This window comes from Candidatus Symbiopectobacterium sp. NZEC135 (assembly GCF_025962695.1).
This window is the reverse complement of the sequence record NZ_JAGFPF010000013.1, coordinates 34,398-51,927: the sequence shown is the minus strand read 5'-3', so window position 1 is coordinate 51,927 and position 17,530 is coordinate 34,398. Positions and strand designations below refer to the sequence as shown.

At 51.2% G+C, this 17,530-nt stretch carries 4 protein-coding genes; 3 read left to right on the top strand and 1 reads right to left on the bottom strand.

Annotation, left to right across the window (positions count from 1 at the left end; translation table 11 throughout):
• Positions 1-6: 6 nt before the first annotated feature.
• Entirely contained in the window at positions 7-1,086 is a 1,080-nt protein-coding gene (gene hisC, locus J5224_RS09585) for a histidinol-phosphate transaminase (protein ID WP_264625159.1), read from the bottom strand.
• Between the two features lie 1,014 nt (positions 1,087-2,100).
• Between hisC and J5224_RS09580 the strand changes: the two genes are divergently transcribed.
• From J5224_RS09580 to J5224_RS09570, 3 genes are all read left to right on the top strand, one after another.
• Positions 2,101-9,942 (top strand): RHS repeat domain-containing protein, encoded by a 7,842-nt coding sequence (locus J5224_RS09580; protein ID WP_264625158.1) that lies wholly within the window; start codon positions 2,101-2,103, stop codon positions 9,940-9,942.
• 139 nt (positions 9,943-10,081) lie between these two features.
• A complete protein-coding gene (locus tag J5224_RS09575) occupies positions 10,082-11,266 on the top strand; it encodes a hypothetical protein (protein WP_264625157.1) in 1,185 nt (394 codons plus the stop codon).
• Between the two features lie 103 nt (positions 11,267-11,369).
• A complete protein-coding gene (locus J5224_RS09570) occupies positions 11,370-17,420 on the top strand; it encodes a type I polyketide synthase (RefSeq protein ID WP_264625156.1) in 6,051 nt (2,016 codons plus the stop codon).
• Positions 17,421-17,530: the final 110 nt, after the last annotated feature.

Below are 17,530 nucleotides of genomic sequence, written 5' to 3'. Positions count from 1 at the left end.
TTCCTGTCATGCCGGACGTTGCGCGGCCAATTGATGCAGTATGTCAAATACCCGTTGGTTCTCATCGGCAGTGCCGATCGTTACGCGAATCCACGAGGGAAGGCCCACTTCCCGGCCTGAGCGCAGCACGATGCCTGCGTCGAAAAACACTTTCGCGGCCTCATCGCCATCACGCTCAAGGTTAATCATCAGGAAATTGGCGAAACTCGGAATATAGTCAAATCCCAGCGCCTCACAGCAGGCATAGTAATCGGCCAATCCATCGCGCACCAGTGCGACAGAGCGTGCAAGAAAATCGCTGTCGTCCAGTGCAGCGCTAGCGGCAATTTGGGCCAGATGGTTCACATTGGGCGGCACTTTGACTTTATGCAACAGGCTGGCCGTCTCAGCGCTGGCAACCGCATAACCAATTCGCAAACCCGCCAAACCGTAGGCTTTGGAGAAGGTACGCAGCACAATCAGATTGGCGTGCTGGCGTGCCAGCGCAATGCCATTGGGCACATCCGATGCTACGGCATATTCACGGTATGCTTCGTCGAGTACGACGGGAACGTCGGCGGGGACGTTAGCGAGAAACGCCTGTAATGCGTCTGTGGCAACCAGCGTTCCCATCGGGTTGTGCGGGTTGCACAGCCAGATCAACCGCGTCTGCGGCGTGATAGCTTCCAGCACCGCATTGAGGTCAATGGCGTGTTCGGCTAAAGGCACAGCAACCACCGTGCCACCGTTCAACCGCGTGGTCAGGTTATACCAGCCGAAAGAGGGCGTGGGGATCAACACCTCATCCCCATCGCTGACGAAGACTGCGCTTATCAGCGACAAGATCTCAAAAATGCCGCTGCCAAATACCAGACGCTGCGGGTCAATATCGTGATGATGCGCCAGCTTTTCTCGCAGCGCATCGCAGAAGGTGGAGGGATAGCGCGAGGCGGATGTCAGCGCTGCGCCAAGTGCCCGCGCGACCAACGGTGAATAGCCAAGGCTGTTTTCATTCAGTGCCAGATTGATTAATGGGCCTTTCGCGTTTTGCAACGCGTGCGGCGGATCAAAGCGACGAAGCGCGTCTAAAACCGGACGATAGTGCATAATGAGTGGTTCCTGCCAGATGTTTGATACGACATTAGAGGGTGTAATGCCATGTTGGCAGAGCGGCTAGGGCAATAAACAGGACATTTGGTGTCAAAGAACGGATAAAAATAGCATAACGAATGATGGATTTTGTATTAAGCATTTCAGCGCATATACCTGGTGTGCAATGTGAACCATGCCGAGGATAGCCTTCTGAGCATGCCAACCCTGTGTGGCTGGCACTATCACCAAAGGTAATATGCTCTCCGTATGTTCCGAGCTGTATGCGTAGGGGTGAAATTATTCATTGATTCATATGACGTTTCAGTCTGATTGCAAAAACAGGTACCCACGACGTTTATGCCATTAGGGCTCTACTTAATGGAGATGATGATTATGTTGCAGGGTGATTTCTCACACAACATTAATTTTATTTTCCACATTGCTTAAAAATCAACAGTATTGATGAAGTTATGCGGTTTTTTTAGTTTTTATGTATGAATGTTTTTTGATAGTGTGGACTTTCCCCTAAGATGAACTACTTTTCCTATAGGCTCTTTTATATTCCTGTTGGGATGTAATGCAAACGAACATTAAGATGCAGAATTCTTTTATACCTCGTTCAGAAGCGTAGGTTAGGAAGAAGGCTTGCTTTTGATATGTTGCAAAGAAATCTGTGTATAGTAAATAAATAGCGTACTAAATAAAAACACCCTAATAAATCTCTGCCCATTTATTTGGGGTGGGGGAGATTTTGCCGGTAAACTCAGGATACCATTTATGAACTCACAGCAAGCCAGCGAACAACCCTTGATTACCGGATTGCAAATGCAAGACGGAAATATTGGAGATATGGACTCCAGTGTGAATTTATTTAGAGGGGATGTTAATTTCCCTGTTAATATAATTTCATTAAATGGTCATAATGGCTTTCAATTTGGTGTCAAAGCCTTCTATCAAAGTAATAATTACAATCAAATAACGCGTTGGAATCAAAGTGCACCGACTGATGTGCTCGGTGTGGGTTGGAGTATGCCATTTGATTGCATTGTCGCAGATACGAAAAATACTGGAACCAGTACGGATGATACCTTCTACCTTGTGGTGGATGGCGCGACCATCCCACTGTATCGTACTAATTTTATTATTGAGAATGGCGCTCCTGTTATCACGTTTCAGTCGAGAGAGTACTCATTCTGGCATATTCGGTATTTCCCCAATAGCGATACCCCTGAAAATGAATATTGGCAAGTAGTTAAAGATAACGGTGAACGCCATACCTTTGGTTTGCACGGTATTCAATGGGGTGTTTGTTGGGATAATTGGATCGGGGCGACAACTGATTTGACGGGGCAGCGTTTTCCCGTTGCCTGGAATTTGGTGAAAATAGAGAGTCCATGGAATGAATGTGTTTCCTTTACGTATAATAATGAAAACATTCAAATTGGCAGTAACCAAGATGCATTCTATACACGCGCGTCTCGGGTTGAAACAATCACTGATTCGTTAGGGCGAACGATTACGCTACATTATCAGTTAAAAGAATTGTTTGAAATTCAACTTCCCCATATTGCACCTGCAGAAGATAATGCCTATCAGTTTAAATATGAAGAAAAATATCTTACTCACATTGATGTGTGTAACGAACAACGGCAACACTTGTTTACCACAACGTTCAATTATGATTTTTTGAATGTCAGTCAACAACCTGAAAATGATAATTTCAAGAAAAGGTATTTGACAGCTATTCACCAACTTAATGCCAATAATGCAGCGTTACCGCCAATGACGTTCAGTTATTGGGATGATGCCCACGCAGCCAACCCTGGTGCGATTAAAAGCATTACTCGACCTTATGGCGGCGTTGTGTCTTACGAATACGCATTACAGGAACTGGCGAGTTCTTCCACCTGTACCGTATTGCGCTCGCCTGGACAGGATTACACGCCAATGACCTGGTCTGGGAGCGATTATACCGTTGTGGCTTGGTATAACGCAGGCCGCAATCATGCACTGTTATCTGCCTACAGTTGGGGCGGAACCTGGAAAGGCTGGCAGAGTGATACGATCAGTAATCTGAACATTGATGACTTTAACGTACGAGTAGGAAGAGATTTCTTTGTCGTCTGGTTTAAAGATCTAAACCTAAGACGTTACAGAGTGATGATGTTCAAACAAAGTGCCCACCGTTTCGGTGAGTGGGAAACAACAGAAGCGCTGCTGGACCACGATTTTACCCAAATCAGTCTCTGTGTCGGTGATAACTTTGTTGCCATGCAAGCACCGAGATCGACACAACTGCGGGTACAACAGTGGGATGGTTTGTCGCGCCGTTGGGTAGAAAATCTTATAAACACAGAGCGTTATGACAAGGTTGCCTTGTGCGGCATTAACAATATTTGTCTCGCCGCATACTACGACACGCCGCGCCAGTCCCTCACTATTCGATCCTTCTACGGCGATCAGCAGCGTCTGTGGCAGCCAGCCGACCAGCAGCAGTTTAACGTGACGATTGATTGGAGCATCACAACTGAAAGTTCATTTTGGTCGATTGCGCCTGATTATGCCATTGCGACTTACATCAAAGAAGTGTCTGGTGACGTGGCGAAATATGATTTTATGATGGTGCAGTGGCGTAAAAATTATCAGTTTCTCCCCGCCAATGTATTCAGCTACGAACAAGACAAAGCGCTGGGTAACCCCGTAGGGTATAGCGTCAGCACAGAGACTGTTTTTGGTAACGGTGCACATATTTTCCGTTTCAGCGGACAGACCTGGAACGCCAACATGGCGCTGACACCTGCTGCGGGCAGTGACTATCGCTATGCCTATGGTGCGGATCTGACGATCGCAGTTGCAAAAACGGGCAATACCGAATTTATTTCCTCTCGGGTTTTTGATCCCTATCTGCGGCAGTGGAGTGATGGACCGATAGCCTTCAGTGGTGGTGCGACGGATGTGCCGGAAGCACCAAGTATCAGTGGCAGCGTTTGTATTGTTAAAAACCGTGTATATGGAAAAGATGCCAACAATGATTGGCAGCTTATCCATTCGCTACCTGATGCCGTAGATACGGTCACTATTCAGAATCGCAGCCCGTTTTACATTGCCTATCAATTGCGCAATGACAATAGCACGTGGGTGCTGTTTCTGGCGGATGGTGCCATCGTCGGGGAACCGACAATGCTGCTGAACGAAAAAATTTATGTGCCAAATGGGAGCGCTTTTACCAATCTGGCAGGTGGCGAAGCGTTTATCACCTATAAGAGTGAGACGTTTGCACGTGCCGATGAGCTACTCTTACACCGAGTAATCAATCAGTCAGTGACCGATTTGCAAGTAAGTCGTTCTGTTAGTCGTGCGGTTGTTGATACTGGTTTTCAATCTGTCGCCAGCCTCTACCAATACGATTTGGAAACGGCAACGTACGATCCGCGCGGGTTGGTGGCGCAGTTTGTACGAGCAAAAACGTACAGGAACGATCTTCAAGGGAAAGACGGTTATACCGAAAGCATTTTCTTCAATGGACTCAATCCTGATGTGCCCGGGGTGGATTACCCTGATACGGATGACTTCACCAATGTGAAGACGTTCTTCAGTTTATTTAATGGGCGAATCTATCAGGCACTCTCTTACGATGGCGATGGTTTACCTGTCGCAAAGACAACGCATTATCTCTATGCCTGGGACCAGACGCCAGAAGGAGAGAATATATACGGCGTTTATATTCGGCTGCGTAAGAAAGTCGAAACAGCCTGGTTGGCGGCATTCACACTACCGGGATTCCAGGCATCTGCATTGGATGCTGGCACGCTTTCAGCGGATATTCGCGACGCTTTTACGCAGTTTGGCTTCCCGCTGACAGCGGACGCCGTGTTATCGACAACTGCCGTGGGCCGCTTTTGGCGGGTGGACGATATCGACAGACACTTTACGCTGGTGCTAGACAACGGTGATATTCAGGTCCGCTATGCTGTGGACAGTGTGGTGGAAAGTGATTACAACGGCATGGGGCAAATAGCCTCGAGTATCACTCGAGCTTACGATGCTTCCGGCCATGAAGAAGTCAAAGTGAAAACGACACGCTATGCGTGGGAGTTTTACCCCCCCATTAAAGCACTTAACCTGCTACAACCATGGGCATTGAAACAAACCTTCAATCAGTCGGCAGACAAGATCACAGCGTTATCCGTAAATACCTTCAAAAATAACTGGGAAACCAGTCAGGTGTGGGCATCACATAAAGAGTACGTTTGGCAAGGGGTGGCCGGTACTGAACAATTTGATTTTGAAAATGAGTCTGGTGGTAACGAACCTCCTGTCGGTTGGTTGAACGTGTCTCAGATACAGGGAATGACGGAGAATGGATTACCCACCGAAACGGTAGACCTAGAGGGGATACAGAAGCGCATTATTTACGATAAAAATAACCGTTTCCCCGTGGCCGTTTTCTCTATGCCTCAGCACCAACAGGGGATATCAGGGTACTGTGGTTTTGAGCGCTATGAGACATTTTCCCCGTGGGAAATGAGCGATCACAGCCCGTTAGAATCGCACCTTGGTGATGACGATAGCTACACCGGAGAACGCAGCCTTCGTCTTAATAGCAGCGGGGTGAATGTGGGGTTGGCGGCCTCTTTCTCCCAACAAAGCAGCTGTGATGGGTGGATTATCAGCGGGTGGATGAAAACGGATAGCAAGGGGGCGGTACCGGCGGCACTTACGGTGAAGCTGACTGGACACGCCGAAAAAACCGTTGGCGAGCGCTCTTACACGCTGCCAAGTGAAGGTGATCGCTGGCAGTATTTTCACCTGCCGGTGCATGGCGGCGATTTGATTGTGGGACGCCTGACTGCGCTGGAGATACTGTTAACCTGCCCGACAGCAGGGGTGACATTACTGATTGATAATATTGCCATTGCACCATTACAGGGGGCGGCAACATTTAGCGCCTCGGTGTATGACGAGCGATTTAATCACCGGATTGCGACCCTGGATATGCTGGGGAACGTGCAGCGCACGGTGTACGATCGCTGGTACCGGGCGATTGCTGACATTGGCACCGATAATACGCCGCAAAGCATGAGCGGTGAATCGCTTTGGCGGATGGACCGCGACACCTTCGATCGCGAAACCCCGAATGCTACATTGTCTCAGGCCCTGCGCGTCGGGGGGACTTTTGATAACTTCCGTCAGGGTGAACAGTGGCGTGAGCACTGGGCTGCTACGGGGAACTGGGTGGCTGCCAATGGCGCTTTAACGCATGGAGAGGATACCCCTGCGTCATTAGCATCTACGCTCGGCGCACAAGCGGGATGTCTCTCAGTCCGTTTTATCCTCGAACCGATGCAGTCTGTCGAGCATGCCATTGGCATTCATGTCGGTGACGGGTTGTCTGTGCAATGGGATAAGGGGCAATGGCAGGTAACGGAAAACGGTGAAGTACGGGCAAGCCTTGCACAATCGACATTGGATGGTCGCGATCTGTGGTTATCGTTACTCGGTTCGGTGTTGCTTTTCCTGGTGGATGGTCGCTGCCTTTTTCGTGTTCGCCTGCGTAGCCGTATTGATGGTAATGCACGTTTGGTTTCTGGTGGTAAAATTGCCTTGCGTACAGCGATCCTCGGGCTTGCTCCTCAGACTTCCGTCGCGTTTCTCGATAACGCGAAACGAACAGTACAAACCCAGCGTCAACAGGACGATGGGGCGGTGGTCAATCAGACCCTCTTCGACCCTCTGGGACGCCAGGCTATCATCACGCGTTCAGCCCTTATTTCTGACGGTTTACTGGGTTATCGTTCGGCCTTTGTTGAGTCGATTGATTGGGTAACGGGCGTTATCACCGGCGAAATTTCGCAATGTTATCCTGAAGACGACGGTTTCCCTTATACCCGTACCTGCTTTGATAAAACCCCCATGTCGCGTATTCATTTGCTGGGCAAACCGGGTAAGCGTTATGCGATTACCGACTCGGAAACCCAGCGTGTGACAGTCACGCGTTATGGCACTAATGCAAACGGTTTGCTACTCACCGATTTACCCGCTGGGGAATATCCGCTGAGTGTGGTTTGCGATCCCGATAAACTTTCGGTAGTGCAATATTCCGATAAAACCGGACGAATCATCGCTTCCATTGAAGGCGATCCTCATGCAGGTGTAGGGCACTATGCGTTGACCCGCCATTATTTCGATCCGGCAGGAAATTGCGTGCGTACCGAATTGCCAAACTATTTCGATAGCGATGTCATGAATAAAGAACGTTTTATTCAAACCATGGCGTACGACTTTTTGGGCCGAATGGTCGAGAAAAAAGAACCTGACGGTACGGGGTCCTATCGTTACGTCTATGACAAAGCCAATCGTCCACGCTTTATGCAGGATCCTAACGGCGCGCTGGCACAATATCTGTTTTACTGGCGCTATGACGCGCTCGGTCGGGTCACCGAGGAAGGGTGCTGCAATGTTTCCTGGCAGGAAGACATCCAGTGGGCCCATGCTGATGAACCTGATTGGCTGCCTGCGGAAGGCCTATGGAGCACGCAACGGATCTATGATGGTGATGGGAGCGATGCGAATGCCATTGGTAAACTCGTTACGATCCTCACTAAAAACGATGATACATCGCAACAGGCTGATGTCGAAGAGCACTTTATTTATGACCGCCGTGGGCGAACCTGCCAAAAAACGCTGCGTGTACCTGCATTTGATGACAGTACGCGCAGCAGCGGCTACGCGTACGATAACCTGGGCAACCGTACTCAGGTACATTTCCCCGAGAATGCTGAGGGGCCGTCAAGTATTGAGTATCAGTACAACATGGCGGGGCAACTTAACGGTATCCTGCGCAATGGCACATCTCTGGTTGGCTATCGCTATAACGCAAATGGTGCGCTAAGAGAGAAAACCTGGCATCCCGGCACACAGGATATGCTGCAACGCACGTATCGCTACAACTCCCCAGGCTGGCTGTTGGAGATAGACGATGCGTATTTCAATGAGACGCTCACCTACTCGGAGGGGTATGACGGAGCATCTTATTATGCTGGAAAAATTGCTAGTACGCACAATCAGTTCAAACACCCCATCGCTCAGGCCGATTTTATCAGCGACTATCAGTATCGGTTCGCCTATGACGTGCTGGGCCGACTGACCGTCGCCCATAATAGTGCGCAAGAAAAGTACAGCCTTGGGACACATAGCCCCCTCGATTACGATGCGAACAACAACATTACCGCACTGGAATCGGGTGCAGAGGACACGCATTATCAATTTGTCCCCGGCAGTAACAAGTTAAAGAATACCGAGGGTGGCATTCAAGGCGAGTGGGGGTATAACGCTAACGGCAATGTGAATCGAGCTTCGCTGCGGGGGATTACCAATATTCTCTACGATCGTCGCTACCAGCAAGCGCTAACGGTGATGACAGATAAGACACTGCGCTATCAGTATGACGGTGGTCGCCATCGAGTGTTGAAGACAGTCGGAGCCCATCAGACGCTTTACCTGTTGGATCTCGATGGGCAGATACTGGCCCAGATAGAGAAAGATCAAGGGGGGAGTGTACAAACCGAGTATGTCTGCGATAAGCAAGGCGTGTTGGCCTTTTTTCGCGGTTGCTCCGCGTACACTGTTCTCAACGATCATACTCTGTCGACCCGTCTGGTGCTGTGCGATGGAGAGGCCATTGCGGCATACAACTACCAGCCGTTTGGTAGCTTGATGGGGAATGCCTGGGAAGCCAAAGGCCGGCCGCTACACTACCTGTTCACGGGACAGGAATTCGATATAGAGCTTGGGCTCTACCACTTTAAAGTCCGTTTTTATGACACGGATGTTGGCCGTTTTTACAGCATTGACCCAGCCGGTGAGTTTGCCAGCCCCTATACCTACGCGGGTAATGACCCTGTTTATTTTATCGACCCTAGCGGTAAGTTCTCATGGGGCTCATTCTTTGCCATTTTGGCAGGAATCGCACTGGTGGTCGTGGGCGCGGTGTTGACCATTGCGACAGCCGGTGCAGCGGCACCGCTCGAAATTGCGGGGATTACGCTATCAGCAACAACAACGGCGGTTGCTGGCGCTGTGGTTGGTGGCGCTCTGGTGGGTGCTGGCGTCAGCAGCGCGGCGTACGGGGCTAGCCATACCTCCGATTTCAATGCAGGTTCATGGGCTGCCATGTTGGGGATAGGTGCTGCCTTTGGTGCTATATCCGGCGGTATTGGTATGGCAACAGCCTCAATGTCGTCAACGGGGTTGGCCATCGCCGCTGAAACGGCGGTAGGAGCCGTTGATGGTTATGTCTCAAACGGACTTACCAATGTGATTAACGGCCACAATTTTAATGAAGGCGGATTGGCCAATGCCGGATTCGGTGGACTGTTTGGTGCCGTTTCAGGTGTTATTGGCCGCTGGTCGAGCTTCAAAAATGGGCGGTTACTACGCTCTGCGGCCGCGGGCGATCCTGAAATTGGTATTGCCAGCGTGGGCCCCTTCCCACATCACACTGTTGTCGGTGTTGAGAACGGAGGGCATTTGGGATGGTCACATCTGCGTGGCGACCTGGCCGGCAGTATCGGAGGGCCCTCGCTGCTGGTTAGCGGAACGGGACAGACTCACGTTTATGACTTCCCTCATTTTAATCCTGTTGGTCATAGTTCGGCTTTGCGCGTTCCGACGGCTGCGGCGAATCAAGCCAACGCCATCATGTTAGGGGGCATAGGCCAGAACCATGGCACCTATAACATTTTAACGAACAGTTGTACCACGTGGGCCCGAACCGTCGTGCGCGCAGCTGGCCTCGAACCGCCATTGTGGGCCGTCACTCCTGATTCGTTACGATGGTGGGCACGTCTCTCCGGTGCGCGACAACTTTAATCTGCATCACAACAACCGGCACCGTGGTGACAGCCTTCGGGCGTGTCATCACGGCCTTGTGTACCTATAGGGTGCCGGTGCCTTACCGTTAGTCAAGCTGCATTCATTCATATATCCGTACGACACAAAGGAGTTATCGATGACAGCATTCAAAGATTTACCGGCAGAATTGCAAGAAAACTGGCGTAGTCGTGTTAAGGCGCTGGGCTTGGATCCTGACAGCCCTAATAAGCCGTTTATCCGCAGCCGGATCGTTGACAGTATTGATGCACTGAAAACGGCATTTAATATTCCAGCCCCACAAGACAATGCGCTGGCTGCGCCTGAACTCAAGTCTCTGGACAGCATGAGTGAGCATGAGCAACGGAGCACGCTACATGCGCATGTTGCTGGGTTGGCTCCCGTGAACAATGCGGCATATCTCGGTAAGTTGGAAGATAATTTCGGCAATAGCTTCCTCTATCGTGCTTATGTTGCAGAAAACATCGTTGTAACGGCCAGCAAACCGTTGATTATCAATTCTACATCCTCTGTTACGGTTTACGGTGTGGTTACGCTGAAGGACGGCGGTTACATCGAAATCAGCGTGCCCTGCCATTTTCAGTGTTCCCGATTGGAGAAGGTTCAAGGTGGGAGTCAAAGCACGGCCTATGATATCAGCGTTATCGGCAAGGCGGGCGACAATGGTAGCGGCCCGGGCAAAGCGGATAACGGTATCAGTGGCGGCAACGGTGATAATGCCAAATGTAACTGTAACGTTGCAACAAATCACCCGGGGACAGCCGGCGCTGATGGCAAAGACGGTAAGCCAGGTAGCTCGGCTACTGACGGTAAAAAGGGCGGAGATGGGCCGATTGTAACCTTAACGATCGATGATCTGGCCTCGTCGATTTCGTTGCTTAACCGGGGGGGCAACGGTGGGTTGGGCGGCACCGGCGGCGCGGGCGGAGATGGTGGCACTGGTGGTAACGGCGGGAAAAGTGATGATTGTGCCGCCTACCATGAAAGCGGAGGAAATGGTGGGAATGGTGGGAATGGTGGGATCAACGGCAATGGCGGCAACGGGGGGAACGGTGGAGATGCCAGTACGGTGACCGTGATTTACAGTTCGACAAACGGCAGTGAAATTCTACCCGTGAACCAAAACGCCCAGGGCGGTGCAGCCGGTCTCAGCGGACAGGTTGGTGCAGGCGGTAAAGCGGGTACCGGCGGTGGCGATGGGGCTAAGGATGGTAACCCGGGCAATCCGGGTGAGAAAAAGGGCGCTGACGGTCATGCCGGTAACCCTGGTGCGAAGGGTGCGATTAACCTCAAAAAGAAATAACTAAGGGTATCTACGGCTTATCAACGAGGTTTGATAAGCCGATTTTTGTTGGCGCACGCTGGCATTGTTGAGTCCCATTTCCTGTCATCATAAGGCATCAATCATGAATGCATCCCCAGAACCTATTGCGATTGTTGGTATGGCGTGCCGCTTCCCCGGTGCAGCGGATAATCTGGCGCATTTTTGGCAACTGCTGTGTGAGAGTGAGGATGCGATCGGTGATGTGCCGCCCGATCGTTGGGAGGCCAGCCGCTTTTATCATCCAGATAAAGATGTCCCTGGAAAAATGTATGTTAACCAAGGCGGTTTTATACGTCAGCGCCTTGATCAATTTGATAATGATTTCTTCGCTATCTCACCGAGGGAAGCGGCATCGATGGATCCCCAGCAACGGTTACTGATGGAGGTGGCGTACGAAGCGCTGTGTGATGCCGGATTACCGTTGGTATCACTACGCCAACAAGCGGTAGGGGTTTTTATCGGTGGGTTCACGCTCGATCGCACTGTTATTCAACTGCGTGAATCAAACCGACATCTTATTAATGCGCACTCGGCACCTGGCATGACGATGACAATCCTTTCTGCGCGCTTGGCGCATTGGCTGGATGTATCCGGTCCATGCATGAGCCTTGATACGGCATGCTCATCATCACTGGTGGCGCTGCATTTGGCTGCGCAAAGTATTGCTCATGGTGAGTGTCACACTGCACTGGTCGGCGGCGTTAATGCGATGCTGATTCCTGACTATGGTATCGCCATGTGTAAAGGACAGTTTCTTTCGCCGGAGGGGCGTTGTAAAGCCTTTGCCGAGTCTGCAGACGGTTATGTTCGTGCCGAGGGCGCGGGTATTGTGGTACTAAAACCGTTGTCACGTGCTCAGGCTGAGGGCGATCGTATTTATGCGTGTTTGCTGGGCACGGGTGTCAACCATAATGGTCACACGACGGGAATCGCACAGCCAAATACGCGAGCGCAGCAAGCATTGATGCGCGCAGTACAACGTCGTGCAGGCGTTACCCCTGAACAGATCGACTATGTTGAGGCTCACGGTACGGGCACACGCGCTGGTGACAGTGCGGAAAGCGAGGCACTAGGTAACGTTATTGGGCTAGCACGTAAAGCGAGCGGACAATCCCTGTTGGTTGGCGCGGTGAAATCAAATATTGGACACACTGAAGCGGCGGCAGGTGTGGCGGGGCTGATCAAAACGGCCTTGGTACTGCACCACCAAACTGTACCTGCAAATCTGCACGGTGAGCACCCGAATCCAGATATTCCTTTTACTCAGTTAGGGCTCTCGTTAGTCAATGTTTGCCAAAAGGCTCGACTCACTGTCGCGGCAGTGAATTCTTTTGGCTATGGGGGCACTAATGCTCACGCTATTTTGTCGCGTTACACTGCACCGCCAATGGCTGTAGCGCTTGACAGACAGCAGGCGTATACCTTTCCGCTTTCAGCCCAATCCCCGGCAGCATTGAGGGACATGGCGGCGAATTATGCCCGTTTTATTCATGAGAGCCCGGCTGACGTGTCTGAACTTTGTGCGGTTGCCCGTTTACGTTGTAACCACTTGCGTTATCGGGCATTAATCCTCGCCAGCGATAAATCCGCACTGGTGGAACAACTGGGTGAACTGGCTGAGCAAAACGCAGCTCCCTCCTGTGTATTAACAGAGCAACCCGGTGTGGTGTTTGTTTTTTCTGGAATGGGGTCGGGTTATCGCGGTATGGCGCGAGAGCTGTGGGAGAATGAACGTGCGTTTCGTCAGGCATTTACTGCCTGTGACAAGGTGTTTCAGGTCTTGCAGCCCCAATCTTGCCCGTTGTACGCGCTTTTATGGGGTAATGATGAAGGGCGTGCAAGCGATGCCGAATTACAAGTGGCAATTGTGGCGATACAGATTGCATTGGTTGCGCTATGGCGCGCTCAAGGTATTGTTCCTGCTGTGGTGGTCGGTCACAGTGCAGGAGAAATGGCTGCGGTCTATACGGCAGGCATCCTGAGTCTTGAAGATACAATGCGCTTAGCCATCGCGCGTAGCCAGCTACAGCACGAAATTGAAGGTCAGGGGCGGTTGTTGGCGGTTGAAATGGATGCGTCAACGACACAGCGGATCCTGATGCAGTGGCAGGATAAAGTGGACCTTGCCGCCGTGAACACCGACACGGCGAAGGTGTTGTCAGGTGATGAAGCGTCACTGACAGCCATCGCACGACAACTTCGAGAAGAAGGCATATTTCAACGTTTTGCCTCGGTGCACACGCCCTATCACAGCCATTATTTAGATGTATTGCGCAGACCGGCCCTTGAAGCGTTTAGCCAGTTGCTGCCACAGCCCCAATCGATTCCGTTTTGTTCAACGGTGCGTGCTGGTTATCTTAACAGCGAAGCGCTGGATGCGGTTTATTGGTGGGAGAACATGCGCAATACCGTCCAGTTTGATGCGGCATTGCAGTTATTAGTTAACGAGGGGCACAAGCTATTTCTCGAAATAGGGGGGCACCCGGTGCTTTCTCCCTATCTGAAAAAAGTCGCCGGTGAGGCATTTTTCAGCCAGCATCGCAAAATGGATGCACAAACCTGTTTTCAGCAACAGTTTCAGCGCTTATGGTGCGCTGGGGCTGCAGTAGATTGGCAGCGTCAATACGCCACGTCGTTCCGTTCTACGCTGCGCTTTCCTGATTATCCCTGGCAGCGCACAGCGTTCGACAGTGAATCCACGGCATCTTTGAATGATAGACGTTCCGATAATCAGTATCGCTTGCCGGGTAAACGGCTCGATTCACCTCAGCCTGCCTGGGAGCAGACGCTGGATAACCAACGTTTTTCTTGGCTGTGGCATCACAAGGTGGCAGGGAGCGCTGTTTTTCCTGCTGCGGGTTATATACAAGCCGCGCTTCAGGCGAGCGTTGAGGTTATGGGTAACGATACCGTGGTGTTGGAAAACGTCCGTTTTGAACGGATGTGCACACTTTCCGATCGTGATGATACGCGATTACGGCTCGACTTTCAGAAAGAGACCGGGCACTGGCGTCTCTCCAGCACCGTTGGCGCTATGACACCCTGGACACAGCATGCTAGTGGACAAACTTGCCAACATGCCCGATCGTTACGTGCCAGTCGCGTTGATATTGACGCGCTGAGACGTCGATGTACTCGGCCTTATACCGCCAATTTATCTGCGCGTTTTGCGCATATGGGATTGGAATATGGACCGAGCTTTACGCTCGTGCAACGGGTGATACTCGGACAGCGGGAAGCGATTGCAGATATTCAGCCTGTTGATAGCCTGCATTTGGCAGATTTTCTGGTGCACCCAGCCGTGCTGGATGCGGGATTTCAAGCTCTTTTGGCACTGGTTGCCGATACCTCAGAGGCTAAGGTCTGGTTGCCAACGCGCGTGAGGCAGATCTTATTCTATCGCCCACTGCATACTGCGCGTCATCTTCATGTTCATGCTCGTTGCCATTGTGTAGCGGAGCATTGCATTGAAGGGGATATCACCCTGTTTGATGATTCTGGCGCAATACTTCTTGAAATCTTGGGGCTGCGCTGTGATGCCGTTAATCTGATTCGTCGCGATCCGTTAGAGGGCATGCTGTATCAGTGGCAATGGCAATCCTCAACCATACCAGAGCTCTGGTCGGGCGAGTATCGTTGGATGGTGCAGCGGCATTTTTGGCCCCCCGTTGACTCACTGATAATGGACTCTGTCGGTGCGATCATTTCTCCGCCAGACACACCACACCAAAACTTGGCAGAAGCACTGTTGCAGTTTTCCCGACTCATCCATTGGCGGGCAAAACAAGTTCCCCCTCAACCTGTGGTAGTGGTCACGGTAAATGCCACAGCAGGGCCCGGGCAGTCTGCACCTGTGTCCTATACCCAGTCTGCGTTTTGGGGGATGGCACGCACTTTGCAAAATGAACTGCCACAGTTGGATTTACGCATGGTTGATCTCGATACAGTCGATGAAGCCTGTTTCTCGCGACTATTATCTCTGCCGCGCCGGGGCGAATATTGCCAGCGAAAAGGGAATCTGTATCAGCATCAGTGGGTTCGGGTTGCTGCGAATGCGTTACGTCAGCCGACAATCGTCGATTTTGTGGATGATAACGTACAACGTGTGGTGCTCACGCATCAAGAGACGCCACATTATTCACTTCAGATGCGAATCTTGCCTGAGGATGATGACGTTGAAATCCAGGTTGTTGCTCTGGCCGTCTCACCTGAACGTTATCACGCCGAGGCAACCGTGGGCGACATTACCGGCATAGTTACGCGTGCCGGGCATCGCAGTGGGTTCCGCATGGGCGATCATGTGGCTGCTATCTTGCCAGACCAGCCTTATGTTTCACACGTCACGCTTAATGTTAAACAGTCGCTGGTTGTTCCTTTGCCGCAACGGTTGTCAGTGTCAACCGATCCGGTCTTGTTGCACACCATGACAGCATTGGCGTGTCTGCGTCAGCGGGTTCAATTGGCGGCAGGTGATATGGTGCTCATTGTTGGGCAAGACGTCGGTGTCATTCAGGCCGCTATCGATTTAGCAAAAACGGATAATGCCATCGTGCTGGTTGCGACTCTCGGTAGCGCGCGCATGCAAGCCTATCGCGTTCAGGGTGCGGATGCCGTGTTTGATTGCGCGGATCCGCTGTGGCGTAACGATGTTCTCGCGTGGGTAGGCGAGCAGGGGGTCAATGTTATTTTACATCAGGCGGACGGTATGGATTGGGCGCGATTGATGCCATTATTGACTGATTTTGGCGTATTTGTGGCATTCGGTTCAGCGATGGCCCCGCTATCCGTGGACAGTGAATTTTGCCGGGGACGCAATCTGTCGTTTTTTTCTGTTGACTGCTGTTCAATGCAAAAAACGCGACCCGCAGCGTTTCGCCAATTGGCCCTTCTGGCTTTGACTGCACTGACAGCTGGGGAGATTCGGGCTTTGCCGCCGCGGATTTTTTCTGCTGAACAGGTTGTGCAAGCGCGGGGATATGCGGTAGATGATGCTGAAGTATCTCGCACAGTCTTGCAATTTCAGGGTAAGACAATGCCTGTTCGCCGGGCCGAATCCAAGGAGCTGGTTGATAAAACGGCCAGTTATTTGGTGACCGGAGGCGTTCGTGGGCTCGGGTTTACGATGGCCACGTGGTTAGTTGAACAGGGGGTGCGTGACATCATTCTTGTCAGTTTGACGGGGATGTTACCACCGGCGCAGCGAGTGAGCGTTTCTGATTGGCGCAACAGCGGGGTTCGCGTTCGTATAGAAGCGTGCGATATGGCGAAGGAACACGAGGTACGCCAGCTACTCATGTCGATTGATGCCCACCATTTACCCCTCAAGGGGATTATACACTGTGCTGCTAGCCTGGAGGATGCTGCCAGCGATAAGCTCACGTTATCACAGTTGCAAAACAACCTTGGTGCGAAGTTATCTGGCGCGGTGTATCTACATCAATATACTCAAACCAAGGCACTGGATTGGTTTATCTTGTTCTCATCCATTACCGCTATCGTTGGTAATCCCGGACAGGCGGGCTATGCGGCAGCTAATGCTGCACTTGATGCGCTGAGTGAACTGAGGCAGCAGCAAAATCTACCCATACTTTCGGTGAATTGGGGCGCGATTGATGACACGGGGATGGTGGCCAACAATGCTGCTTTGGTGTCACACCTTGCCAGAATGGGCATCACGTGTCTTCCCACATCGTTGCTGGGTGAACTGTTACGCTGTGCAGTAAATGGTGATATACATCAACTTGCCTTTGCTCACATGGACTGGGCGACGTTGGCTGACTATACCGGAACGCGAAGCGATGAGGGCGTGTTTCAGGCGCTTATTGCGGATAACGGCCTTGCCGATGAAAAAAGTAATGTGCATCAGAGACGTCTGCTTGCGTTACCTGAAGCGGAGCGTAGTCATTATCTTGCCGGTGTGTTAGCTCATTTGCTTAAACAAGTGCTTGGCGCTGATACTGAGGATCTGGATATTCATCAATCAACGGCGCAATTTGGCCTTGATTCTTTGATGTACATGGAGTTTCAGATGCAGATTAGACGAACACTTCAGGTTGAATTTAGTGCCAATGAGCTTTTGTCTGGCCTGTCTGTTCGCGAACTGGCCGAACGGGCTGTGAACAAAATGGGCTGAGTGGAACCGGTGCTACCACGAGTGAGCACTAGGTTGGATGAATTGATGTCGGCCCTCAAATTATCAATCATAAATAATTAGCGATATCAGTATATTGCGCTGATTTTTGG

Bases quoted from the DNA above. Each gene is read 5' to 3' on its own strand.
- J5224_RS09575 (WP_264625157.1), top strand. From the start codon at position 10,082: ATGACAGCATTCAAAGATTTACCGGCAGAATTGCAAGAAAACTGGCGT.
- J5224_RS09570 (WP_264625156.1), top strand. From the start codon at position 11,370: ATGAATGCATCCCCAGAACCTATTGCGATTGTTGGTATGGCGTGCCGC.
- J5224_RS09580 (WP_264625158.1), top strand. From the start codon at position 2,101: ATGCCATTTGATTGCATTGTCGCAGATACGAAAAATACTGGAACCAGT.
- hisC (WP_264625159.1), bottom strand. From the start codon at position 1,086: ATGCACTATCGTCCGGTTTTAGACGCGCTTCGTCGCTTTGATCCGCCG.